Source organism: Streptomyces sp. 891-h, assembly GCF_022760275.1.
GTDB lineage: Bacteria > Actinomycetota > Actinomycetes > Streptomycetales > Streptomycetaceae > Streptomyces > Streptomyces spirodelae.
Genome location: NZ_CP050693.1, coordinates 3954152 through 3978177, shown reverse-complemented (window position 1 = coordinate 3978177; position 24026 = coordinate 3954152). Strand labels below are relative to the sequence as shown.

Sequence of the window (24026 nt, the reverse complement as noted above, 5' to 3'; positions counted from 1 at the left end):
ATGACGACGGTGAGCCCGGGCCGGCCCCAGCACCTACGCCGCGAGTACGAGCCACGACCGCGAGTACGCGCACAGACGTTCCCTACGGGCCCGGCGACCGCTAGCTTCCCTCTGACCGAGTCCGCGCGTCCGTATGCCGGACGCCGCCGGGCCCGGAGCACTACGGAGCGCCCCGAACACCAAAGGCGCTCCGAGCACCACTCAGCACCAGAGAGCACGAAGAGCGCACCAGAGCACCACACGTCGACAGCCGTTCCCGAAAGGACCACGACTGTGTCCGTACCGCTCCGCTCCGCCCGCTCCCCGCACGCGCTGCGCAGGAGATCCATGGCGGCTCTGGCCGCCACAGCCCTGGCCACCCCGCTGCTGCTCGTCTCGTCCACGACAGCGGGCGCCGCCACCGCCACCACCGCCGAGCAGGCAGCCCAGCGCTCCGCCGGGCAGTCCGCCGAAGCCACCGTCCGGCAGTCTGCGAAACAGGGCGACAAGCTCGCCAGAAAGCTGGTCCGGCGCACCAGCGGCCAAGGTGCCATGAGGCATCTGCGGGCCTTCAGCGGCATCGCCCAGTACAGCGACGGCAACCGGGCCGCGGGCACCAAGGGCCACGACCGTTCCGCACACTACGCGGGCGCCCTCCTCAAGGCGGCCGGCTACAAAGTCACGTACCAGAAGTTCGAGTTCACCTTCCGCGAGACCCTCGCGGAGAAGCTCAGCGTGCTCACCCCGGACCAGCGCGACGTCCCCCTCACGCTGATGTCGTACACCAAGAGCACCCCTGAGGGCGGTATCGAGGCACCCGTGGCCGCGGCACCGGTCGACGCCGACGGTTCCAACGGCTGCGAGGCGGGCGACTTCGCCCAGGGCACGTACGACGGCAAGATCGCCCTGATCAAGCGGGGCGGCTGCACCTTCGCGCAGAAGCAGGCCAACGCCGCCGACGCGGGCGCGGTCGGCGCGGTGATCTACAACAACGAGGACGGCGCGCTCAACGGCACCCTCGGCGACCCGGCCGCCGCCCGCATCCCCACCGGCGGTATCACCAAGGCCGACGGCGAGGCGCTCGCCGAGCAGGTGGCCAAGGGGGAGGTCACCGTCAACCTGGAGGTGCGGGAGCACCAGGAGCAGCGCACCACCCACAACGTCCTCGCCGAGACCCGTGGCGGTGACCCGGACAACACCGTGATGCTGGGCGCTCACCTGGACTCCGTCCCCGAGGGCCCCGGCCTCAACGACAACGGCTCCGGCTCTGCGGGCATCCTGGAGACGGCTCTCCAGCTGGCCAAGGCCGACCACAAGGGCAAGCACGCCAACAAGGTGCGCTTCGCGCTGTGGAGCGCCGAGGAGCTGGGCCTGCTCGGCGCCGAGCACTACGTCGAGAATCTGCCGGCCGCCGAACGCGCGAAGATCTCGCTCTATCTCAACTTCGACATGATCGCGAGCCCCAACTACGGGATGTTCGCCTTCGACGGTGACGACTCCGACGGCACCGGCGCCGGCCCGGGCCCGGACGGCTCGGCGAAGCTGGAGAAGGACCTGGTGGACTTCTTCACCACCCGTGACGTGCCGATCCGGGGCACCGACTTCACGGGCCGCTCGGACTACGGCCCCTTCATCGAGGTGGGCATCCCCGCAGGCGGCACGTTCACCGGAGCCGAAGGCATCAAGACCGCCGAGCAGCAGAAGCTGTGGGGCGGTACGGCGGGAGAGGCCTACGACAGCTGCTACCACCAGGCCTGCGACACGCTGAAGAACATCAACGCCCGCGCCCTCGACGAAAACGTCAAGGCGATCGCCAACGCGGTCGGCCACTACGCCTGGGACACCAGCGGACTGCCCCGTGGCACCGACCGCCCGGCCGCCCAGCGACTGACCGCCCAGCGCCCGGCCGCTGAGCAGGGAGCCGACGCCGGAAAGGGCGACTCGGCCGCTGGTTCCGACGCGGCGTCCCGACCGGTCACCGGCCCGTACAAGGGCGCGCGTCTGATCCGCTGATCCACGGCCCGTGCGCCAGTGCGCCACTACGCCACTACGCCTCGTTGTCCACAGGCTGTGGACAACGAGGCGCAGTGCCAGGTTCCCGCCGTACGGCACACTCGCGACACGCGCACGGCCCCAACGTCGACCCCCGCCCACGGCGCCACCGTCGGGCCCACCCGCGGCACGCCCACGAGCCCACCCCGATCCCGCCCGGGGCTCGCCGCAAGCGGTCTCCACGGTCCGCCCACGATCTGCCCACTTTCTCCGCGCTTTACCGGGAAATCACCCGGATTGCACCAGCGGCACAGGGCTGCGCCCGGTACCGGTGGCCCGGTAGGCTTTCCGTGTGATCTTCAAGCGAATCGGAAACGGGCGGCCGTACCCCGACCATGGCCGGGAGAGCACCCGTCAGTGGGCGGATGTGGCCCCGCGCCCGGTGCGCCTTGACCAGCTCGTCACCACCAAAGGCCAGCTCGACCTGGAGACGCTGCTCGCGGAGGACTCGACGTTCTACGGCGACCTGTTCGCCCACGTCGTGAAGTGGCAGGGCGATCTGTACCTGGAGGACGGACTGCACCGCGCGGTGCGCGCGGCGCTCCAGCAGCGCCAGGTGCTGCACGCGCGCGTCCTCGAACTGGACTGATCCACCCGGATCCGCCCCGACCCGTCCCGACCCGCCCCTTCCGGGCACACACATTCCCCCGTTCGGGTACGTGTTTGTAGGCGTATCGAGAAGCCATTGATCATCTAGTAGGCAGTTCTGCCTGCGGCTACTACCCTGCGCTCATGAGCATGCTCACTCCCCCAGGCCTGGGCGGGAAGTACCGCATCAAGGGTGACCGTTACCCCAGGATGCGCAGGCCACGCAGGCGGGGGCGGCTCATCGCCGCCACGTTCGCCTCCGTGCTGGCCGTCGCGGTACTCGGGTGGGGCACGCTCCAGCTCGTCCACATCTTCTCCGACCCGGACCCCGTCAAGGCCGCCGACCACCCGGCCGGACCCGCCAAGTGCGCCTCCCCGGCCGCCTCCGGGAACGCCGCAGCGACCGGCGGCAGGAACGCAGCCCTCGGCAACGTGAAGACGGACACCGGAGGCACGGCAGACGGGGGCAAGGCCGATGGGGGCAAGGCCGAGAATGACGGGAAGAAGACCGCCGCGAAGAGCGCAGCCGGGCGCGAACTCCCCCGGCCCGGCGACATCACCGTCAACGTCCTCAACGCCACCTCGCGCAGCGGCCTGGCCAAGGACACCGCCGACGAGCTGAAGAAGCGAGGCTTCAAGATCGGCAAGATCGGCAACGCGTCCGCCGAGTTCGACGAGAAGGTCGAGAAGGCGGGCATCCTCATCGGCTCCCCGGGCTCCTCCACCTCGGACCGCCTCCAGGTCCTGGGCACCCAACTGGAGAACACCGAGACCCGGTACGACGAGCGCGACGGCAAGGACGTCGACCTCATCCTCGGCAAGGGCTTCGAGCACCTGACGAAGAAGAAGGCGGCCACCGCGGCCCTCGCCGAACTGGCCGGCTCCCCGCACCCCGGAAAGTCGTCCTCGGCGTCACCCGCCACCTGCTGAGCCGGCCTCTCACGGAGCGAGGCGACCCGGCGACCGAGCCGAAAACTGGGCCACTGGGCAGTCACCAGCCCTCTAGCCCTCTAGCCCTCTAGCCCTCTAGCCCTCTAGCCCTCTAGCCCTCTAGGCGAGGTCCTACCCGGCCGTGCCGTACATCCGGTCCCCGGCGTCGCCCAGGCCCGGCACGATGAAGCCCTGCTCGTTGAGGCGCTCGTCCACCGAGGCGGTCACCACCGTCACCGGCGTACCGGCCAGGTCCCGCTCCATGACGGCGACCCCCTCGGGCGCCGCGAGCAGGCACAGCGCGGTCACATCGTCGGCGCCGCGCCGGATCAGCTCCTTGATGGCGGCGACCAGCGTGCCGCCGGTGGCCAGCATCGGGTCCAGGACGTAGACCTGGCGCCCGGACAGATCGTCGGGCATGCGGTTGGCATACGTCGACGCCTGGAGCGTGTGCTCGTCGCGGATCATCCCGAGGAAACCCACCTCGGCCGTCGGCAGCAGGCGCACCATGCCTTCCAGCATGCCGAGCCCGGCGCGGATGATCGGCACCACGAGGGGTCGCGGCCGGGAGAGCTGTACGCCGGTCGTCTCGGTCACCGGCGTGGTGATCCCGACCTCCTCGACCCGCACATCGCGGGTGGCCTCGTACGCGAGCAGGGTCACCAACTCGTCCGCGAGACGGCGGAAGGTCGGTGAGTCGGTGCGCGCGTCGCGCAGAGTGGTGAGCTTGTGCGCGACCAAGGGGTGGTCGACGACGTGGATCCGCATGCTCCGACAGTATCCGAGGCCGCAGACGGTGGAACCCGCCGGTGCCCGAACAGGTACCGATGACACCCACTCACCCCCGCGCACCCGGATGCGCCGGGGCGCTCTGGCGTACGCCGGGCGGAGCAGGGAAAGTGGGCAAGTACACCGGAGGTGTGCATATGTCAGAGCCACGTGAGCCCGGACAGCAGACGCGCCGACAGCCGGACCAACTCGCCCGGCCCCGTCGGCAACCGGACTCCCACGCGAACACGGACCGCCATGGGGACGGGGACCGACGTAGGGATGGGGGCCGCCGTAGGAACGGGGACCGGCGCACGGACGCGGACCGGCGCGCGGACTCGGAACACTGGGCCGGTGACCGACGTCCGGCCGGTGGCCGACGGCCTGCCGGGGACCGACGCCCGGCCGACGACCAACGCCCGGCCGACGACCAACGCCCGGCGGGGGACCGACGCGCGAGGCCCGACACGGGCACCGGTCGCGCCATCCGTGCGGAAGGCGACATCGGCGCGGACACGGAACGCTTGCGCCGCCGTGCCCGCTTCCTCCGCGAGCTGAGCGAGGCCAAGGAACTGCGCGAGCGCGTACATCCACGCCGTTCGCGAGCGGCTCGCAGGCGTCGGCAGGCGCTGCGGATGCGGACGTTCCGTTGGTGAGTACGGCATTCCAGTGGACAGAGGAACGGCGCGGGACCCAAGGGGACACCACCGCAAGTGAGCCATCTGGTCACAGTGAGTCGCCGCAGGCGAGCGCCCGGGTAAACGTTCGGGCAACAGTCGGGCAAACAGCGCGACGACGCACTGTCGAAGACCCTTCGCACGGCGCGGGTTTCTGCCACGATTCCGATGGGGCGGGGCACGGTCCTCGTCAGCACTCGGGCACATCTTGAATCAGTGGGAGAGTCACGGTGTATTTCGCCGCGCTGCTCGCGCGCACCGAAGACGGGTGGGAAGCGAGCGACACAGAGCTGGACGATGTGGAAACCCTGGCCGACCTGGCCGACCTGGCCCGCGAGGCCACGACAGACGACGAGACGGTGCTGGTCTGCATCGAGCAGGACGGTGAGTGGTTCGGAGTCGTCCGCGTGGACGGCGAGGACGACCCGCGCGTGTTCGTCTCGGACGCCGCGGCGGCGATGCGCAGCTCGTACGGCGAGATACTGCTCTCGGACGAGCTGCTCGGCCGCCAGCCGGAGGACCCGTCTGCCCTCGATCAACTCGTGGACCTGGACGGCACGGAGGAAGGGGAGCCGGAAGGCAGCGAGGACGACGACGGAGCGGCCGAGCGCGCCGCGGCGGCCGAGGCGGAGGCTGCACCGGCGGGCCCGCTGGGCGACGCGGAGCTCCTCTCCGACCTCGGGATGGACGAGAAGGCGCTGATCTCGCTCTCTCCCGAGGACGCGCTGAGCGAGGTCGCCGACGCGCTCGGCTGCACCGATGTCCTGGAGGCGGTCCGCTGAGCGACCGAACGACAGGCGCGACACTGTCTCCATGACCCCCGCAGCCGACGACCGGCCGACCGCCGCGTCCCCCACCCCCGACCAGGAGTACACCCCCGGAGCCGGCCCCGCCGACTCCGGGCCGGGCCCGGCCGGCTCCGGGTCGGGCCCCGTCGACCCGGACCCCGGGGCGCGCCCGGCCGACCCCGAATCCGGGGCGGGCCCAACCGACCCCGGGACCAACCGCGCGGACGCCACCGAAGGCGACTCCCAGGGCGCTCCCGGGATCGCTCCCGTCGGCGACCCCGTACGCGACCCGTGGCGCGAGCCCATGCGGGCCGCGCTCGCGGAAGCCGCACAGGCGCCCGAGACGGGCGACGTGCCGGTCGGCGCCATCGTCATGGGGCCGGACGGCTCGGTACTCGGCCGGGGCCACAACGCCCGCGAGGCGGACGGCGACCCGACAGCGCACGCCGAGATACTCGCCCTGCGCGCCGCCGCCCGCACCCTGGGCGGCGGCGACTGGCGACTGACGGGCTGCACCCTGGTCGTCACCCTGGAGCCGTGCACGATGTGCGCGGGCGCCGCGGTGCTCGCCCGCGTCGACCGCGTCGTCTACGGCGCCCTCGACACCAAGGCCGGCGCCGCTGGCTCCCTCTGGGACGCCCTGCGCGACCGCCGCCTCAACCACCGTCCCGAGGTGATCAACGGCGTACTGGCACCCGAGTGCGCCGCCCTCCTCACCGCCTTCTTCCGCCCCACCGACCCCTCTCCGGATACCGATTTCGATCCCGGGCCCTCATTGGGCTAGAGTTCCTCTCGGTAGCGTGTCCGAGCGGCCGAAGGAGCTCGCCTCGAAAGCGAGTGAGGGGGCAACTCCTCCGTGGGTTCAAATCCCACCGCTACCGCTTGTGAGCAGGACGAACGAAGGGCCGGACCCGGTGGGGTCCGGCCCTTCGTCGTGCGCGGTCACCCGGCCGCCAGATCCCTCAGCGGCTCCCCATCGCCATCACAGTGCTGGCGTACTGGCAGTACCGTAGGCGCCATCTGGCTCGGCGGGACCAAGTCCGTGGTGCGCCTCAGTGGTTGTGCCGTCCCCAGCAGCTGCACGGGGCAGTTGAGCTGAGCCGGTGGTGTGGCTGACTGGGCGGCGGGCCGTTCAGCGAGGAGGGGGAATGCGGTACATCGTTGTCGGGGCCGGGGCGGTCGGTGGGGCTATCGGGGGCCGGCTCCACGAAGCCGGTCACGACGTGGTCCTGGTGGCGCGTGGAGCCCACTACCAGGCCCTGCGCGCCGGCGGGCTGCGGCTGACGACCTCCACCGGGACGCTCACACTGCCGGTCCCTGTCGTCGACAGCCCCCAGGCCGTCACGCTCCGGCACGGTGACGTTCTCGTCCTGGCGGTCAAGACCCAGCACAGCGAGGCAGCGCTTCAGGAGTGGGCGGCGCGGCCGGTGCAGGGCGGTCGGCAAGGGGAGACGGCCGCGGAAGTGATCCCTCTGGTGTGTGCACAGAACGGCGTGGAGAACGAGCGGCTCGCCCTGCGCCGTTTCCGTCAGGTGTACGGCATGTGCGTCGTGCTGCCCGCCGCGCATGTGACTGCCGGGTCGGTCGTCGCGCGATGCGGGCCCTACACCGGGGCCCTTGTGCTGGGCCGGTACCCCTCCGGCGTCGACGCGACCGCCCGTCGGATAGCCGCGGACCTCGAGAGTGCCCACCTGCTCGCTCCGCTCGACGCCGAGGTGATGCGCTGGAAGTACGCCAAGCTCCTCGGCAACCTCGCCCAGACGGTCGAAGCCCTGTGCGGGAGTACCGCACAGGGCGCGGCGGCAGAGGTGACCGAGCGGGCCCGCGCCGAAGGGGCAGCCGTGCTCAAGGCAGCGGGAGTGGCGTGGGCGACCGCGGCGGAGATGGCCGAACTGCGCAGCGGCAAGGTCGAAGCGCCCGCACATGACGTCGAAGCGCCCGCACACGACGTCGAAGCTGCCGCACAGGGCGAGGGACAGCAGAACGACGAGCAGCAAGCCCTCGGCTCCTCGTGGCAGAGCCTCGCCCGGGGAACGGGCTCGATCGAGGCCGATCACCTCAATGGCGAGATCGTCCTGCTCGGCCGGCTGCACGGGGTGCCCACCCCGGTGAACGAGACGCTGACCCAGCTGGCGAACACCGCGGCGCGGGAAGGATGGCCGCCCGGAGAACTGGACCCCGGGCAGCTCCGGGAGCTGGCGGACACCGCCGCCCGCTGACGACGACGTCGTCGGCGGCGGCAGGCCAGAAGCATCGGAGCCCCTGACTCGTCCGTGCTCGCCGGCGCGGGCCGGGGCCGCCGACCCGGAGCTGTGGTGGAGCAATTCAAGGGTTTTGCCTCCGGCAATTCCGTTCCTGTGCGGAGTGCTGCCCTGCCCTGCTGTTCGGGCACCCGGCCCGAGGGAAAAGCGTGGGGAAGTTCGCCGTAACAACAAGGGCGTTTTTCTGCCGGATGTGCTTGCGCGTTGCGGTATCGTCATCTCAACCTCCCATTGAGAGGGGGTGAGGAGAAATGGCCGGTGCGGGCTGGAAGTCTGAACCGGCGAGGACGACACTGCAGCGGTTCGCTGATCTCGCACGGGCAGTCGCCGGCTTCTTTCAGGCGGTCTACTACGCCGTCAGGACGGAGCAGCAGCTCTGGTAACTCCCGTACGAGCTGATGGGCCCACCCCCGGCCTGGGGCGAGCCCATCGTAGGTCCTCGTCCGCGGCCCCGCTCTTCGTTGCGCAGAGGTGCGGGGTCCGCGCTCTGCAGACCGGCAGCAAGAACGCTGTTACTCGAAAGACTAGCATTGGTCGCGCCGTTTTTCGCGGACGCGGTTATACCCATTGCGATGCCCTGGCTAATCCTCCGGCGGCGTCACGGGAGGGGTTTGTTTCCATGGCGGCTCCTCGTACCGCCGATGGCTTTTCCCTCTCGCCGCTCCATTTACCGCCGGGGTCGGCCGACGATTGCCGCCGTGGTCGGCCGGCGATCGCTTCGCGGTTATGCACCGCGCACGTCCCGATTGCTCCGAATACCGTACGCGGATTTCCCCCGGTATTCGCCGGTACGGTGCCGGAGCCGGGCGGCGATCTGCGGACGGCCGCGTGCTGTCGTACGTTGAGAGCGACCGCTGGTCCCAGGGGGGAGCAGGGAGGCGCGGGTTGATGCGTGCTGTCGGTGTGCGCGAGCGGAACGGGCGGCCCGAGGTCCTGCAGGCGCGGCGGCCCGAACCGGGCGAGGGCGAGGTACTGGTGCGGGTCGTGGCCGCGGGCCTGAATCCGCTGGACTGGAAGATCGCCGAGGGCATGCTGGAGGACCTGGTTCCGTACGACTTCCCGCTGGTGCTGGGCGCCGACTTCGCGGGCGTCGTGGAGAGTGCCGGTCCGGAGACGTACCGGTTCATCACGGGCGAGCAGGTGTTCGGGCACGTGGTGAGCGAGCCGGTGGGCCGGGGGACGTACGCGGAGTACGTGGTGGTGAACGAATCGGGCAGCATCGCGCGTGCCCCCGCCGCCATCCCGCTGACCGCCGCCGCGGGGGCGCCGACGGCGGGGATGACGGCGCTCGGGATCATGGATTCGGCCGCGCTGCGCTCGTACGAGAGCCTGCTGATCATCGGTGCGGCGGGCGGCGTCGGCACGTTCCTCACCCAGCTCGCCGCCGCGCGCGGGCTGCGCGTGGTGGCCGCCACCCACGGGCACGACCAGCCCCGGATGGCCGCCTTCGGTGCGGCGCTGACCATCGACGTACGGGAACAGGAGCTGGCGGAAGCGCTGCGGGAGGAGTACCCGCGCGGCGTGGACGCGCTGGTGGACCTCGGCTCGGTCTCGCCGGAGGAGTTCGCGAGGCACGCCGCGCTGGTACGGGACGGCGGCGTGGCCGTCTCCACGCTGGACGCCGCGTCGGTGGACGCGCTGTACGGGCGCGGTATCGAGGGCATCAACTACCACATCGCGGCCTCCGCGGAGCTGCTGGAGCGGCTCCGCGACGAGATCGACAGCGGCCCGCTGACCGTGCCCATCGAGGCCGAGGTCCCGCTCGACCAGGCCCCTGGCGCAGTCGCCCGCAACCGCGCCGGCGGCGCCCGAGGCAAAACCGTCCTCCTCCCCTGAGCCGGGTCCCCCGAAGTCCGCGGGTCACTCTTTCACCTGCTGGCGCCTCACGGTTCCCGCTACACTCACACAGCCGCACAGGTGTTCAAGGTGTCGATGATCGAACGCCCGGGGGGTCGGACGCCCGGGGGAGGGACAGCGCGATGGCGCAGACGAAGAAGATCGCGGGCTATGTGCTTGTCGTCTTCGTGCTGTACACGATCATCACGTCCCCCGAACGCGCGGCCGATCTGGTCCAGATAGGTTTCGAGGGCATCTCCAGCGCCGCACAGGGTGTCGGCCGGTTCATGACCTCCCTCGTCAACTGAGACCCCCCGCTCCACCCCGCTGAGACACCTGTTCCAGACCCGCTGCCCGGGTACCGCTCGCCCCTTCGACCAGGCGCTTCCGGGCGCAACTGGCAAGCAACACGGAGTTATACGGTGCTTGCGCAGGGTGCACATGTCTTGTGATGCTATGACCGCTTTTTGGCTGATGAATCGCGCCCGCATTCTCGACGCGGGCGACGCAGGCGAAGCACGCAAAACACACACAGCAGGCACAGCACGCGCATCAAGCGCAGCAGTCGAAGCGATCGACCAGGACAGATCTGCACCGTAAGGGGTGGTGGCTGAGTGGACGGGACCCGTACCCCCACCCAGACTCCCTCCGGCGACGCCGAACCAGCCTCCTCCCCCGCGGAAGCGCAGCGGGAACGAGCCGCGCGGACCCGGGCGCTGACGCAGTCCCTCTTCGAGCAACTCGCCCGGCACGAGCCGGGCTCGGCCGAGCACGAGCGCATCCGCGCGGCGCTCATCGAGGCGAACCTGCCGCTGGTGCGGTACGTGGCGGCGCGCTTCCGCAGCAGGAACGAGCCGATGGAGGACGTCGTCCAGGTCGGCACCATCGGGCTGATCAACGCCATCGACCGCTTCGACGCCGAGCGCGGGGTGCAGTTTCCCACCTTCGCGATGCCGACGATCGTCGGCGAGATCCGCCGCTACTTCCGCGACAACGTCCGTACGGTGCATGTCCCACGTCGGCTGCACGAGATGTGGGTGCAGGTCAGCGGCGCCACCGAGGATCTGACGACGCTGCACGGGCGGTCTCCGACCACGGCCGAGATCGCCGAGCGGTTGAAGATCACCGAGGAGGAGGTGCTGGCCTGTATCGAGGCAGGCCGCGCCTACCGGGCCACTTCCCTGGAGGCGGCGCAGGAGCGCGAGGACGGGATGCCGGGGCTGCTGGACCGGCTCGGCTACGAGGACCCCGAGCTCGACGGGGTCGAACACCGCGACCTCGTCCGCCATCTGCTCGTACAACTGCCCGAGCGGGAGCAGCGGATTCTGCTGCTCCGGTACTACCGGAATCTGACGCAGTCGCAGATCAGCGCCGAGCTCGGGGTCTCGCAGATGCATGTCTCGCGGCTGCTCTCGCGCAGCTTCGCCCGGCTGCGGGCCGCAAATCGAATCGACGCGTAACCGGTTCGAGCGACCTCAACTTCCGCATCAGCGCCCTCAACTGTGCAGTTTTATCGACATGAGGCTACGTCGCGTTGCCTACTTGTGACATTCTGCAAGAGCTGCGTTTGCCGCAGTGGCGTGCCCGGTATGGAGGGGGAGGTGCTTCCCTCTCAGCCGAGGGCGCCGCAGCGACCGTCCGCGACCTCAAGGGGGTGGCATGTCCGTAGAACTGGGCAGCTCCAAGGTGCTCGCCGAGAACACGTCCCCGACCCCGGGGGCACCTCCCGGGCCCACCGAGCCCGGCAGTGTGCCACCGATACTCGACGAGGTGGCGCCGGACGACCTCGCGGGCGCGGCACCGGACCTCGCGGGGGGCGCCGCACCGGCCGAGCTCGCCGGGGCCACGGTGGTGCCCGCCGGCGACTCCATCGACACCCGCACTCTCTCCCGCTCCCTCTTCCTGCGACTGGCCGCGCTCGACAAGGCGGCGGCCGAGTCCCCGGAAACGGCCAACATGGCCGAGCGGATGTATGTACGAGACACCCTCATCGAGCTGAACCTCCCCCTCGTCCGCTACGCCGCGGCCCGCTTCCGCAGCAGGAACGAGCCGATGGAGGACATCGTCCAGGTCGGCACCATCGGGCTGATCAAGGCGATCGACCGCTTCGACTGCGAACGCGGCGTGGAGTTCCCGACGTTCGCGATGCCGACCGTGGTCGGGGAGATCAAGCGCTTCTTCCGCGACACCTCCTGGTCGGTGCGGGTGCCGCGCCGCCTCCAGGAGCTCCGGCTGGCGCTGACGAAGGCCAGTGACGAGCTGTCCCAGACCCTGGACCGCTCCCCGACCGTCAGCGAGCTGGCCGGCTGCCTCGGCGTCTCCGAGGAGGACGTGGTCGACGGGCTGGCCGTCGGCAACGCCTACACCGCCTCCTCGCTGGACTCCCCCGCGCTGGAGGAGGACGGCAGCGAGGGCTCGCTGGCCGACCGGCTCGGATACGAGGACAGCGCCCTGGAGGGCGTCGAGTACCGCGAGTCCCTCAAGCCCCTGCTGGCCAAGCTCCCGCCCCGGGAGCGGCAGATCATCATGCTGCGCTTCTTCGCGAACATGACGCAGTCGCAGATCGGCGAGGAGGTCGGCATCTCCCAGATGCACGTCTCCCGGCTGCTGACCCGCACGCTCGCACAGTTGCGCGAAGGGCTGATCGCCGAGGACTGACCGAGGACGGGGGCGGAGTGCTGCGGGGGATACCGGAAGAAGCACCGGAAGCGATATCCGCGAAGTCGGCCACCGAGCGGATGAGAGGGGTGCGGCCCAAGGCAGGAACGCGAACTGGGAGTGCGGAGAAGCCCGGGAAAGGGACACCCGGGAAACCTGGAACCCCTGGTATGCCCGGGACACCTGGGACACCTGGGCTCGCTGACGGAGGGTTCACTTCTGACGAGGCGTCAGTGACACTGTCGCCATGCGAAGCCAGGGGAGCACGACGCGAAGCCGTCGAGGCATTCGGATAGCCGCCTCGGCGGCTCTCGTATGTCTCGGGGCACCGCTGGCCGCCGGGTGCGGCGGAGGCGGGGACGACGGCTATGTGGCGGTCGGCGCGGCGGACCCGTCCGGGCGGAGCGGCGACGGCACAGGGCCCGTCAAGCCGGACGACAAGGTGCGGATGGTGCCGCTGCCCGGTGACGGCGACGGCAACAGCAATGGCAGCGGCAACCGCAACCGCAACGGCGGTAGAGATGGCGGGAAGGCCGACGACGCCAACCACGGCGGGGACGGCGACGACGACGGTGACGCCTCGAAAGGGGCGGACGGAAGCGCGGCCGCCGGCGCCACCGGGGGCCCTGCTGGAGCGTCCGGCTCCGCACCGTCGGGCGGCTCGGGCAGCTCAGGCGGCTCGAACGGCTCCACGGGCCCGTCGGGCTCGCAGGGCCACAGCAGCACAAACGGTGCGTCCGGTGCGTCCGGCGCATCCCCCGGCTCCGGCACACCCGGCGGCGGTCAGCAGTCCGGCGGCTCCTCCGGCCCCGACGCGCCGAGCCCGCCGAGCGGTCCGGCCGTGCTGAGGGCGAGCGAACCACGGCGGGCCGAGGCGGACGACCGGTGGTGCGAGAAGGTGACCGTCCGCTTCACCAACTCCGGCGGCCGTACGGTCACAGGCGGCAAGGTCACCTTCCGTACGCACATCATCGGCGCGCTCGGTATCGACTGGGCGACCCGCGAGAGCACGCGCGCGCTGCCCGTACCGATCAGGGCCGGGGAGAAGAAGGAGAAGACCTGGACGGTGTGCGTGGACGCGTGGCGGGTGCCGCTGGGCATGCACATCGAGACGCGTGAGGTACGGCTCTCCGGCTGGAAGTGACCAGCACCCGTACCGGGTCCGAGCCCCGGCCGACGCCGGCGCGCTGCCCTCGTGACCCAGGGGCACCCTTCACACCGTCAGGAGAAGGCCAGCCAGGCGACACCGGCCAGCACGACGAGCGCGACGACGACGCCGACGATCACGCCGACCCGGGGTCCGGCCGGGGCCGGGGCGGGGGCCTGCCTGCTGCCGGGGCGAGTGGTGCCCTCGTCGACGAAGGCGCGGAACATCTGGGTGCTGCCTGCCGGGTCGGGGTGTCCCTGTCCGTCCGGACCCTGCGGCGCCTGCGGGTTGTGAGCCATGTCCCAGGACCCTAGCGAACCGTCACCCGGATGGCACAGCGGCTCCCCGCCCGGTACTGTGCGCTCCCTCACACGCCCCCTCGTACGCCCCTCACACACCTCCGCGCCCCCTACCCCTCGGGGCCCTCTCTTTACTCAGAGTTTGCCCAGGTTGCCCGAAATCAATTTGCCTACAGCAACCAACCATCTGTATGGTTGCCTTAAGCAACAAGTTCATGAGGTGCAGATGGCCGAACGCAGTCAGTACGAGGAGCTGGCCCGGCAGATCAGCGCCATTGGCGCCGTCAAACGAGAGATGGCGCGCGGCCTCCCCCCGGAGTGCCCGCCCGCCTCGGCGGTCGTCCTGACACTCCTGGAGAAGCACGGGGAGATGCGCACCAGCCGACTGGCCGAGCTGATGGCGATCGACATGTCGGTCACCAGCCGGCACGTCACCCACGTCGCCGACCGCGGCTGGATCGAGCGGCGCCCCGACCCGCAGGACGGCCGGTCCCGGCTGCTGCGGATCAGCGAGAGCGGAGAGCGGTTCCTGGCGGACCTCTCGGCACACACGACCGAGGTGCTCGCCGCCCACCTGCACGACTGGAGCGACGAGGACGTCGCCCAGCTCAACGCGCTGCTCAGCCGGCTCCGCACGAGCTTCGGGGACTGCCGCGCCCGCGGCGGGTCACCCCACGAGACGAAAACCACCGCACCACTGAGTTAGAAGGACGCCGAATGGCAACAACCCGATCCCAGCCGCCGGTTGGGGGGCCTCGCGACGCCGCGCAGGGAGCCGGCGGCGGGGCCCGGCACGCGGCACACGCCGCGTCGTCAGGCCACTCAAGCGACGCCCGGGCCCAGGCGGCTCAGCACCAGGCAGGTCAGGGCCAGGCAGCCACCGACCGGACCGGCACCGGCACCGGCACCGGCACCGGCACCGGCACAACGGCGGCAGGCGGCGCCCCGACGGCGGCCGAGAGCGCCGCGCCGATGACGCACCGGCAGATCATGGAGGCGCTCTCCGGGCTGCTGCTCGGCATGTTCGTCGCCATCCTGTCGTCGACGATCGTCTCCACGGCACTGCCCAAGATCATCTCGGATCTCAACGGCACCCAGAGCTCCTACACCTGGGTCGTGACCGCCTCGCTGCTGGCGATGACCGCCTCCACCCCGCTGTGGGGCAAGATGGCGGACCTCACCAGCAAGAAGCTGCTGGTCCAGATAGCTCTGATCGTCTTCGTGCTGGCCTCGGCGGGCGCGGGTCTTTCGCAGAACCCGGGGATGCTGATCTCCTTCCGGGTCGCCCAGGGCATAGGCATGGGCGGGCTCTCGGCGCTCGCCCAGATCATCATGGCCGCGATGATCTCCCCCCGGGAGCGCGGCCGGTACAGCGGCTACCTCGGTGCCACCTTCGCCATCGCCACCGTCGGCGGCCCCCTGCTCGGCGGCGTGATCACCGACACCAGCTGGCTGGGCTGGCGCTGGTGCTTCTACGTCGGCGTACCGTTCGCCGTCATCGCGCTGATCGTCCTGCAGAAGACGCTCCACCTGCCCGTCGTCAAGCGGCCGGGCGTCAAGGTGGACTGGGCCGGCGCGTTCTTCATCGCCGCCGCGGCCTGCACCCTGCTGCTGTGGGTCACCTTCGCGGGTGACAAGTACGACTGGCTGTCGTGGCAGACGTACACGATGGTCGGCGGAGCGATCGTGCTCGGGCTGATCTTCGTGCTCGTCGAGTCGAAGGCCAAGGAGCCGATCATCCCGCTGCGGCTGTTCCGCAACGGCACCATCACGCTGGCGTCGGTCGCCTCGCTGTTCGTCGGTATCGCGATGTTCGGCGCGACGGTCTTCCTCAGCCAGTACTTCCAGCTGGCACGCGGCAAGTCGCCGACGATGGCCGGTGTGATGACGATCCCGATGATCGCCGGGCTCTTCCTGTCCACCACCGTCTCGGGCCAGATCATCACCCGTACGGGGAAGTGGAAGAAGTTCCTGATCGCAGGCGGTGTGCTGATGGCCGCGGGCATGGGCCTGCTGGGCACACTGCGGTACGACACCGAGTACTGGCACATGTCGATCTTCATGGCGCTGCTCGGCCTCGGCGTCGGCATGATGATGCAGAACCTGGTGCTCGCCACCCAGAACCAGGTGGCGGCCCAGGATCTGGGCTCGGCCAGCTCCACGGTCAACTTCTTCCGCTCGCTGGGCGGTGCGGTCGGCGTCTCGGCGCTCGGCGCCGTGCTCTCCAACCGGATCACCCACTACATGGAGGACGGGTTCGCCAAGCTGGGCATCAAGCCCGGCGGTGCGGGTGCCACGGGCGGTGGCGGCAGCTCGCTGCCGGACCTGGACAAGCTCCCCGCGCCGGTCCGCACCGTCGTGGAGAGCTCGTACGGGCACGGCATCGGCGACATCTACCTGTACGCGGCGCCTGTCGCGCTGCTGGCCCTGGTGTGCGTGCTGTTCATCCGGGAGGTCCCGCTGCGGACCACCGCCGCGAACCAGGCCGACGAGCCGGCCGGCACGACACCGGCCACCGAGCAGGCCGGGGCCACGGCGCCGCAGCAGGCAGCCGTGGCGCAGCAGACAGCCGTCCCGCAGCAGACAGCCGTGACGCAGCAGACAGCCGTGACGCAGGCGGCAGCAGCAGCAACGGGGGGCGAAACCCAGCAGCTCAGGGAGTACGCAGCCATGGCCACAGCCCAGTCCTCGGCGCCCCTGCCGACCAGCGGCCACGGGGTGTACGGCACCGTCCGCAACGCCGACGGTCTCGGCGTCGCCCGCGCGGCCGTCACACTGATCTCGCTCAGCGGGCGCCAGCTCGGCCGCTCCGTGGCGCACGCGGACGGCTCGTACGGGCTGGACGCGCCAGGCCCCGGCTCCTACGTGCTGATCGCGGCAGCCGACGGCCACCAGCCGCAGGCGTCCACGGTCGTGCTCGGCGAAGAGCCGCTCAGCCACGACCTGCTGCTCTCGGGCACCAGCGGCCTGGCGGGTCAGGTGCGCGGAGTGGTCGACGGCGCTCCGGTGCAGGGTGCGATGGTCGTCGTCACGGACGTCCGGGGCGAGGTGCTGGCCACCGGTGTCACGGGCGAGAGCGGCGAGTACCGGTTCGACGAGCTGGTCACCGGCACCTTCACGCTCGCCGTGAACGCCAACGGCTACCGGCCGACGGCGCTCCCGGTCGAGGTCCAGGGCCAGGGCATCACCCGGCGCGACGTCGACCTGGCGGCGGGCGCCCGGGTGACCGGTACCGTACGGGCCGGTGCGCAGCGCAGGCCGCTGCCGGACGCGCGGGTCACGCTCGTCGACGCGGCGGGCAACGTCATCGCCACGTCCACCACCGGTGAGGACGGCGCCTACGCCTTCACCGACCTGGACGGCGGCGACTACTCGGTCATCGCCAGCGGCTACCCGCCCCAGGCGAACGCCCTGCACGTGGCCGGCCCCGGAGTGGACGCGTACGACATCGAGTTGCACCACCCGGACGAGTGACCCCGGGTCCTGACGGCGCGTGAATCGAGCGGAGCGCGCGCCGTCGGGTCCGGTTCGGGGAAGGGTCCCGGCGGCCCGGAAACGCGCTGAGCGGGTGCGGGCAAGGGACGGCCCGCCGCCGGGTGCCGGGGCCCGTCAGAGACGAGGCCGAAGGCCCGTCGACTGCGAGAAGGAGCTGGAAGAGATGACAGGCGGGGCAAGCGGAGGCGGCCCGGGCGGGGTGCGGGCGCGAGTGCGCACCCGGGACGGCTGGGCGGTACAGCACGCCGTGCTGACCGTCACCGATATGACCGGTGCTCAGGTGCTGCGGGTGGAGGCGGACGACGAGGGGTTCGTCCGCAGCGCGGAGCCACTGCCCCCGGGCGCCTACACCGTCATCGCCACGGCAGTCGGCTACGCGCCGGCCGCCTCCACGGCGATGGTCACCGCCTCCGGACGCGCGGAACTGGGCACCCTGGTGCTCGCCCGGCAGGGCGGCGTCGAGCTGCCGCCGCCGGGCCCGTGGACCATCGATCCGATGCACTCCACCGTCGCCGCGACGGCGCAGCACCTGGGGATGACCAGCGTGCACGGCAGGTTCACCGACTTCGGCGGCCGTATCGAGGTCGCACAGGACCCGGAGAAGTCGTCCGTGGAGGCCGTCATCAAGGCGGAGTCCATCGACACAGGGAACGCGATGCGCGACAAGCACCTGCGGTCCGGCGACTTCCTCAACGTCGAGTCCTACCCCGACATCACCTACCGGAGCACCGGCATCGACGTGGCCGGGCCCGACCGGTGGACGGTACGCGGCCAGCTCGAGATGCACGGCGTCGTGTGCCAGTCCGACCTGGACCTGACCTACCTGGGCAGCGGCCCCGACCCCTGGGGCGGGCTGCGCGCCTCCTTCCACGCCACGACCGAACTGCGGCGCTCCGACTTCGCGATGAACTACAACCAGGTCGTCGCGGCCGGGATCGCGGCCGTCGGCACGACGCTGCGGGTGGACCTGGACATCCAGGCGGTGCAAGGGGAGTCGCTGCCGTTCTGACGGCGCACCGCCGAGACGACGGAATCAGCGGTCCGCAATCAACAGCGCGTAATCAGCGGTCCGTAATCAGCGGCCCCGGAATCAGCGGTCCTCGGGGGCCGCGGCCTGCGGCGGAATCACGGGCGCGGCACGGTCCTGCGGGACGGTGCCGCGCCCGTACCGTGCCATGGCCTCGATGCCCGCGATGACGCAGTCCAGCGCGACGCCGAAGTCCCGCTGCTCCACGGGGCGTACGACCTCTCCGTCCGCGCCCTCGCCGCACTCCGCGTACTCGGGGCGCGCGCCCAGCGTTGTACGCAGCGCGTCCACACAGTCCTGCGAGCTGACACCCGCCTCGCTGCACCGGCGCTGCCAGCTCGCCTCGACGGCGGCGTGCCCGTAGACGAACGAGAACAGCGCGGCCAGCGCACCGTCCGCCTGCTGTTCGGGCAGCCCGGAGCGCAACAGCACCCGACGCACTCCCAGTTGGAAGGACATCGCGCTCGGGCCGACGTTCAGGAAGCTGCCCAGCGTGCCGGACGCCCACGGGTGACGGCGCAGCAGTCCGCGCAGCGCGTACGCCGCCTGCCGCAACTGCTCGCGCCAGTCCGTGTCTTCCGCGTCCGCGTCGGGCACCTCCAGCTCACCCTCGACGGCGTCCAGCGCGAGCTCCAGCAGATCGTCCTTACGATCGACGTACCAGTACACCGACATGGCCGTCACGCCGAGGTGCGCTGCCAGCCGGCGCATGGAGAACTTCGCCAGCCCCTCGGTGTCCAGCAGCCGTACGGCGGCCGCCGTGATCTTCTCCCGGTCCAGCCCCTCGGCCTGCCCGCTCCCCGCGGCTCTGCGCCGCGAGAAGGACCGCTCCTCCAGCCACACACTGGTCCTGCGCATCCGACTCGTGCGGCTGCCGTCGCTCATGGCACGCGCTCCTTCGGGGGCCGGCTCCGAAGGCCGGTCGGAGAGACGGAACGGGGCGGCAACGGCCCAGGTGGCTCACGGACCGTCACCCCACGATGCTAATCCGTATCCGCCCCGTCATCCGCCTTCGGCGACCCGAAAGCCGGTATGACGGACTCGCCGGGTTTGAAGACATAACCCGCCCCACGCCGCGTATGGATCATCCGCCCCCGGCCCGCATCGATCTTCCGCCGCAGATACGAGATGTACAGCTCCACCAGGTTGGCTTGCCGCACCACGTCGTAGTTCCACACCCGGTCGAGGATCTGCGCCTTGCTGAGCACCCTGTGCGGGTTGCGCATCAGGAAGCGCAGCAGCTCGAACTCGGTGGCGGTCAGCCGTATCCGCTCCCCACCCCGCCACGCCTCCCGGGTCTCCTCGTCCAGTACGAGGTCCCCGACGACGAGCAATCCCTCGGCCCGGCGCGTACATTCTTCCCGGGCGCGCTCGCCTCTCCCGCGCGCCCCGCCCACTCCACTCCGCCTCATGCCCCCACCCTCGAACGCCCGGGTGAGAGAAGGGTTGCGGGCGCCTGTGAATCGTCTGAGAAAGACCTGTCGTCCGAGAAAGACCTAGGGTCGCAGGGTGAGCGCAGTCATAGCAGCGATGATCACGGCCGTCGTCGGCGTCCTGGGCACCCTGTTCGCCCCCGTACTCACTGGGCGCGTCGCCGCACGGCAGCGCGAGGAAGAGCGCGCCGAAGCCGACCGCCTCCGCCGCCTGGAAGAGCGCCGCGCCGCCTACACCGCGATGAACCGCGCCTCCCGTCAGTTCAGCACCCTCCTCAAGGACGCCCTGCACCGGCTGCGCGACGGCGTCTACACCGACCAGGAGCGCACCGCGCTGGAAGAGGCCCGCCTCGACCACCGCGACCGCTACGCGGAGGCCCAGATGATCGCCCCCGAACACATCCTGGAGGCCTCCCGCGCGGTCAACCGCGTCCTGGCGGGGACCGACGCCGCCGTCAAACGCCTCGACCGCGGTCACGCCCGCGCCGACGAGACCCCCGACTCGGTCCGCCACACCCTCACCACCGAGGGCGACCCCGAACTGGCCACGATGCGCCACCTGATGCGCACGGACCTGGGCATCCACGACTGACCCCGTCGCATCCGCTCACACGGCCCCGGCACGGGCACGGGCACAGGCACGGGCACGTCGATAGGCCGCTACGGCACCGTAGCGGCATGCCGACCGTGACGGGTGGGGGTCAGGCGACCTCGATGCCGTACTCCTGCACCAGCTGCTCCAGGCCGCCCCGATAGCCCTTGCCTCCGGCGACGAATTCCCAGTCGCCGGAGGCGCGGCGCCTGAACGAGCCGAGTACCAAGGCGGTCTCGTCCGGGCGGCCGTCCGAGACCGCCAGTCGGTCGAGTTCGTCTCCCGCCGAGTCCAGCAGGCGGATGCCCGCCTCCGTGAAGCCGGACAGGTCGGCCGAAGGGTTGGCGACGGGATCGATCGCGGCGACGATCACGAGCCGGTCGGCTCGCTGGGGCAGCACGTCGAAGGAGACCCGGAGGGCGGCCTTGTCGGGCGGGGCGGCCTGGAGCGCGCGAACGGAGCCGTCAGGTGTCCGCAGGTTGTTGAAGAAGACGAAATGCTCTTCGTCCAAGACCTGGCCACCCCGGCAGACGAGCGCGCACACGTCCAAGGCGACGCCGCCCGACCAGAACATGCCCAGGATGTTGTGCTCGTCGGCCTCCGGCCCCGCGTCCGGTCCCCCGCCCGGTGCCGCATCCGGTGCCGTAGACCGGACCCAGTCCGAGTCCGGTGCGGTGGACCGGTCCGGTTCCGTGCGGCCGTCGCTGCCGAGCCGGCCACGGAGTCCGTGGCGGCGGAGAAGGTCGACCAGATCAGTGCCGGAGACCAGTTCCAGCGGTTTGCCGTTGGCAAAGGTGTGCGAGCCCGGACCGAACTTGGACGTGGTGACGAGGACTCCCTTGTTGGCCCCGGCGCCCTGGACAGTGCCGTACAGGTCGCGCACGGCCGTCGGCGGCACGGTGTTGCGGTAGCGCTTGACCTGCACCACGATCTTGCCGCCGCGGATAGGGGCCGGGTCCAGCGCGTCGACATCCACTCCGCCGTCGTTCGACCGCTGAGTGGTGACGGCCTGCATGCCCATGGCCCGGAACAGCTCAGCGACCAGCGACTCGAAGGCAACGGGGTCCATCTCGTACAGATCCGGCTCCTCGTCACCCCCGTGAGTGACAAGGCCGTGGCCGACCTGCTCGGGAACCCGACCGGGCTGTACGGCAGCGCGCTGGTCCGGACGGCTCGACAGTCGGCCCCTGAGCCCCTCCACGAGACAGTCGACAGCGCTCACCTGCTCCAGGTGCAACTGGTCGAAGGTGGTCCGCGACGCCATGACCGTGGCCAGGAAGATCTGCGCGCGCCTGCCCGTGGCTGGATCGTGGTCGTCCACGAACCCGTTCACCGCGACGGACTCCAGAGCACCGAACTCGTCCGCCGAGAACAGGTCGTGCAGCACCAGCAGAACGCACTGCGCGAGCAGGTCGCGGTAGAGCCCACGGCGCTGGGTCTGGGGCCGGGCCGTCTCCTTGTCCTGGTCGGCGGTGGGCATGTAGCGCACCGACTTCGCCTCCGGGACGACGTCGTACTTGGGCAGCTCCCAGTTCAGCACCAACTGTCGGGCCGCGGAGTCGTAGGCAGCGGTGACCTGACGCGGAAGCTCCTCCGGCCACGCGGTGGACGCGTACAGGGCTGCGGAGAAGAACTCCACGGCGGCGTCAGCATCGCCGTTGCGGAGCGCCGTCGCCATCTCGGCGATGCCGGCGTTGTGGCGACGGATCTCTTCCAGTTGGGCATCGGCCCACTGCTCGTACTGACGGCGGTATTCCGCCAACTGCTGCTGTCGATGCATCTCAGCGGCTTGCGCGGCGTGCCAGTCGCGCTCGAACCGGGCACGCGCCTCCTCCTGCGCCTGAGCGCGCCTGCCTGCTGTCCAACCACCGTGTGCCTGGTACTGGTTCGGATCCGGCATACGGAGAGGGTGGGCGAGTTGCCCCGGCGAGAACGGTTCGATGTTCTCGGCGCGGGTGAGTGACCCGATCCTGAACGCCGGAGCCCGGCACCCCGCCGCGAGGAGCCCCTGGAGCGACTCGACCCGCGCTTCCAGCTCCTGCGTCCGCCGGCGAGCGTCCGCCTCACGCTGCTGCCGGTACGCCGCCCGCTGCTCGCGGTAGCTGCGTGCCAGATCCCGCTGATGTGCGCGCTGCCGCCGCTCCTGTTCCCGCTGGAACCTCGCTTCTGCCTCCACCCGACGTTGCTGCTGACGCTGCGCCTCGGCCCATATCCCGACCAGCCCACTGGAGCGACGGCTCATGCTTCTCAGGCCCCTCCCCCGAAACCCGGCCCCCATCCACCTGGCTCCGACCCCATAACCACCAGTAATGAGAAAACTTTAGTCGGCAATCACCACCCCGCCCATCCGCTTGCGCCCTTCCGACCCCGCGCTTCGGGCACGCCGGCAGACATGCCCGCCGCCCAACGCACAGCACGCACAGCACGAGCAGCACGACATGCTGGGACGGCCGAGCCCTGGACCAGAGAACCCCCGGAAGCGTCATAATCCGCCACACGGTTGCCGTACTTCGCTGCTGTACGGCACGAAAGAGCCCCGTTCCGAATGATCGGAACGGGGCTCTCACCTGCTGCGCGCTCGGCAGGATTCGAACCTGCAACCTTCTGATCCGTAGCTTCGGGCAAGGGCGCGCCGGTGCTCGCTGCGGGCCCGCGATCCGTAAGCCATGTGCGGCGGCTGACAGCCGTTGGCTGTCGTCGTTGCCGTCAGGACTGCCGTCACTGCGGGACGCTGATCGAAGTAGGCCAGGCAATGCTGCCCGCATGCGATACTCAGCCCCCAGAGTGAGGGGGCTGCAAAGTGCGTGGCATAGCAAAGGCGATCGTTTCGGATGTGTTCGTCTTCCGGAAGGGAGACACAGCCGTTTTCATGGACATCGAGAGCGGCGAGTTCCGAAGCGGAGACCGAGTTCGTGTCAGCCGCGGCGACTCAATCGTGGGGGAAACGGTGATCTACCCTCGCGACGACAGCACACCAAACGACGTGTCGTCTGGGCGCCCCCCTCACGCGCTCGTGAAAGAGGTCATCTGCTCGGTGGGAGACGTCATCGAGAGCGTGGACCCATGACACGACGTGGGCCGTCAGCCTCTCGCGCAGGGCGCGGCTGGACGGCTACGTGTCGCCGGCTAGCGTGCCTTGGTGGAAGTACAGACGCCACCCTGCCGGAGTACGGCACCACAACGAGCTGCGTCGAGCTCGGCGGCCATCGTTATCAGAGACGTACGTGATGTGAACGATGCCAGGGGCAAGCAGCGTCGCTTGCATGTCGCTGGTAACGATGCGGCGAGCTCGTACGTCTGCGGGAGGAACAACGGCATCCAAAATCGACACTCGATCCCACCGCTGCCCTGAGGCTCCGAACTCAACGAATTCTGGATGCAGGAGTTCGGATACGAGCGCTGGTGACGCGCGAACATCGGAGTCGAGGAGACGTAGCTCACCGTCGATAGCGGCCCTTACGGACTGCTCCTCCTCGTCAGTCATGAAGTCGAGCCT

The 24026-nt window shown here is 70.3% G+C and carries 20 protein-coding genes, 1 tRNA gene and 1 pseudogene; 16 read left to right on the top strand and 6 right to left on the bottom strand.

The genetic code is table 11. The annotated features are described in order from the left end of the window. Positions 1-327: 327 nt before the first annotated feature. The 3 genes from HC362_RS17335 to HC362_RS17325 all read left to right on the top strand — a co-directional run bounded on the left by HC362_RS17335 (position 328) and on the right by HC362_RS17325 (position 3549). Positions 328-1992, top strand: a complete 1665-nt coding sequence (locus HC362_RS17335; RefSeq protein ID WP_243088658.1) for a M28 family metallopeptidase — start codon at positions 328-330, stop codon at positions 1990-1992. Positions 1993-2323: 331 nt separating this feature from the next. Then, positions 2324-2620 carry a type II toxin-antitoxin system VapB family antitoxin gene (locus HC362_RS17330; protein WP_003999914.1) on the top strand — a complete coding sequence of 99 codons (297 nt, stop codon included), beginning with the start codon at positions 2324-2326 and terminating at the stop codon, positions 2618-2620. A 143-nt stretch (positions 2621-2763) separates the two neighbouring features. After that, positions 2764-3549 carry a LytR C-terminal domain-containing protein gene (locus tag HC362_RS17325; protein ID WP_243084842.1) on the top strand — a complete coding sequence of 262 codons (786 nt, stop codon included), beginning with the start codon at positions 2764-2766 and terminating at the stop codon, positions 3547-3549. A gap of 132 nt (positions 3550-3681) precedes the next feature. Here the strand turns inward: HC362_RS17325 and upp are convergent, their stop codons facing one another. Continuing rightward, the gene (gene upp / locus HC362_RS17320) at positions 3682-4317 is read right to left on the bottom strand and encodes a uracil phosphoribosyltransferase (RefSeq protein WP_243084841.1); all 636 of its coding nucleotides are present in this window, start codon (positions 4315-4317) and stop codon (positions 3682-3684) included. Between the two features lie 907 nt (positions 4318-5224). Here upp and HC362_RS17315 point away from each other — a divergent pair. The 9 genes from HC362_RS17315 to HC362_RS17275 all read left to right on the top strand — a co-directional run bounded on the left by HC362_RS17315 (position 5225) and on the right by HC362_RS17275 (position 13681). After that, on the top strand, positions 5225-5776 hold the full coding sequence (locus tag HC362_RS17315) for a hypothetical protein (RefSeq protein WP_209267569.1): 552 nt from the start codon (positions 5225-5227) through the stop codon (positions 5774-5776). 310 nt (positions 5777-6086) lie between these two features. Beyond that, the gene (tadA, locus tag HC362_RS17310; protein ID WP_243088657.1) at positions 6087-6566 is read left to right on the top strand and encodes a tRNA adenosine(34) deaminase TadA; all 480 of its coding nucleotides are present in this window, start codon (positions 6087-6089) and stop codon (positions 6564-6566) included. Between the two features lie 10 nt (positions 6567-6576). Then, positions 6577-6663: transfer RNA gene (locus HC362_RS17305), tRNA-Ser, on the top strand. Between the two features lie 267 nt (positions 6664-6930). After that, the gene (locus HC362_RS17300; RefSeq protein WP_243084840.1) at positions 6931-8001 is read left to right on the top strand and encodes a 2-dehydropantoate 2-reductase N-terminal domain-containing protein; all 1071 of its coding nucleotides are present in this window, start codon (positions 6931-6933) and stop codon (positions 7999-8001) included. Positions 8002-8931: 930 nt separating this feature from the next. Beyond that, positions 8932-9879: an NADP-dependent oxidoreductase gene (locus HC362_RS17295; RefSeq protein ID WP_243084839.1), complete on the top strand. Its 948-nt coding sequence runs from the start codon at positions 8932-8934 to the stop codon at positions 9877-9879. Positions 9880-10022: 143 nt separating this feature from the next. Then, positions 10023-10187 carry a hypothetical protein gene (locus HC362_RS17290; RefSeq protein WP_209267574.1) on the top strand — a complete coding sequence of 55 codons (165 nt, stop codon included), beginning with the start codon at positions 10023-10025 and terminating at the stop codon, positions 10185-10187. 306 nt (positions 10188-10493) lie between these two features. Continuing rightward, positions 10494-11339, top strand: coding sequence for an RNA polymerase sigma factor SigF (locus tag HC362_RS17285; RefSeq protein WP_243084838.1), 846 nt, complete (start codon positions 10494-10496; stop codon positions 11337-11339). 199 nt (positions 11340-11538) lie between these two features. Beyond that, positions 11539-12537, top strand: coding sequence for an RNA polymerase sigma factor SigF (locus HC362_RS17280; protein ID WP_243084837.1), 999 nt, complete (start codon positions 11539-11541; stop codon positions 12535-12537). A gap of 247 nt (positions 12538-12784) precedes the next feature. Beyond that, positions 12785-13681: a hypothetical protein gene (locus tag HC362_RS17275; RefSeq protein ID WP_243084836.1), complete on the top strand. Its 897-nt coding sequence runs from the start codon at positions 12785-12787 to the stop codon at positions 13679-13681. A 77-nt stretch (positions 13682-13758) separates the two neighbouring features. Here HC362_RS17275 and HC362_RS17270 read toward each other — a convergent pair whose 3' ends face one another. Next, on the bottom strand, positions 13759-13983 hold the full coding sequence (locus HC362_RS17270) for a hypothetical protein (RefSeq protein WP_243084835.1): 225 nt from the start codon (positions 13981-13983) through the stop codon (positions 13759-13761). Between the two features lie 226 nt (positions 13984-14209). On the opposite strand from HC362_RS17270, the gene HC362_RS17265 reads away from it, so the two are divergent. The 3 genes from HC362_RS17265 (at position 14210) to HC362_RS17255 (ending at position 18487) form a co-directional block, all read left to right on the top strand. Continuing rightward, a complete protein-coding gene (locus tag HC362_RS17265) occupies positions 14210-14689 on the top strand; it encodes a MarR family transcriptional regulator (RefSeq protein WP_243084834.1) in 480 nt (159 codons plus the stop codon). A gap of 266 nt (positions 14690-14955) precedes the next feature. Then, a complete protein-coding gene (locus HC362_RS17260) occupies positions 14956-17457 on the top strand; it encodes an MFS transporter (RefSeq protein WP_243088655.1) in 2502 nt (833 codons plus the stop codon). Positions 17458-17641: 184 nt separating this feature from the next. After that, a complete protein-coding gene (locus HC362_RS17255; protein ID WP_243084833.1) occupies positions 17642-18487 on the top strand; it encodes a YceI family protein in 846 nt (281 codons plus the stop codon). 81 nt (positions 18488-18568) lie between these two features. On the opposite strand, the gene HC362_RS17250 is transcribed toward HC362_RS17255, so the two are convergent. Together HC362_RS17250 and HC362_RS17245 are read right to left on the bottom strand one after the other, a co-directional pair. After that, on the bottom strand, positions 18569-19390 hold the full coding sequence (locus tag HC362_RS17250; RefSeq protein WP_243084832.1) for a TetR/AcrR family transcriptional regulator: 822 nt from the start codon (positions 19388-19390) through the stop codon (positions 18569-18571). Positions 19391-19488: 98 nt separating this feature from the next. Further along, positions 19489-19851 (bottom strand): annotated as a pseudogene (locus HC362_RS17245) (winged helix-turn-helix domain-containing protein); the annotation flags it as partial. A 163-nt stretch (positions 19852-20014) separates the two neighbouring features. Here HC362_RS17245 and HC362_RS17240 point away from each other — a divergent pair. Continuing rightward, positions 20015-20530, top strand: a complete 516-nt coding sequence (locus tag HC362_RS17240; RefSeq protein WP_243084831.1) for a hypothetical protein — start codon at positions 20015-20017, stop codon at positions 20528-20530. A 109-nt stretch (positions 20531-20639) separates the two neighbouring features. Here the strand turns inward: HC362_RS17240 and HC362_RS17235 are convergent, their stop codons facing one another. Next, on the bottom strand, positions 20640-22772 hold the full coding sequence (locus HC362_RS17235) for a restriction endonuclease (RefSeq protein ID WP_243084830.1): 2133 nt from the start codon (positions 22770-22772) through the stop codon (positions 20640-20642). Between the two features lie 870 nt (positions 22773-23642). After that, complete coding sequence (locus tag HC362_RS17230) at positions 23643-24014, bottom strand: DUF4440 domain-containing protein (protein ID WP_243084829.1); 372 nt, start codon at positions 24012-24014, stop codon at positions 23643-23645. Positions 24015-24026: the final 12 nt, after the last annotated feature.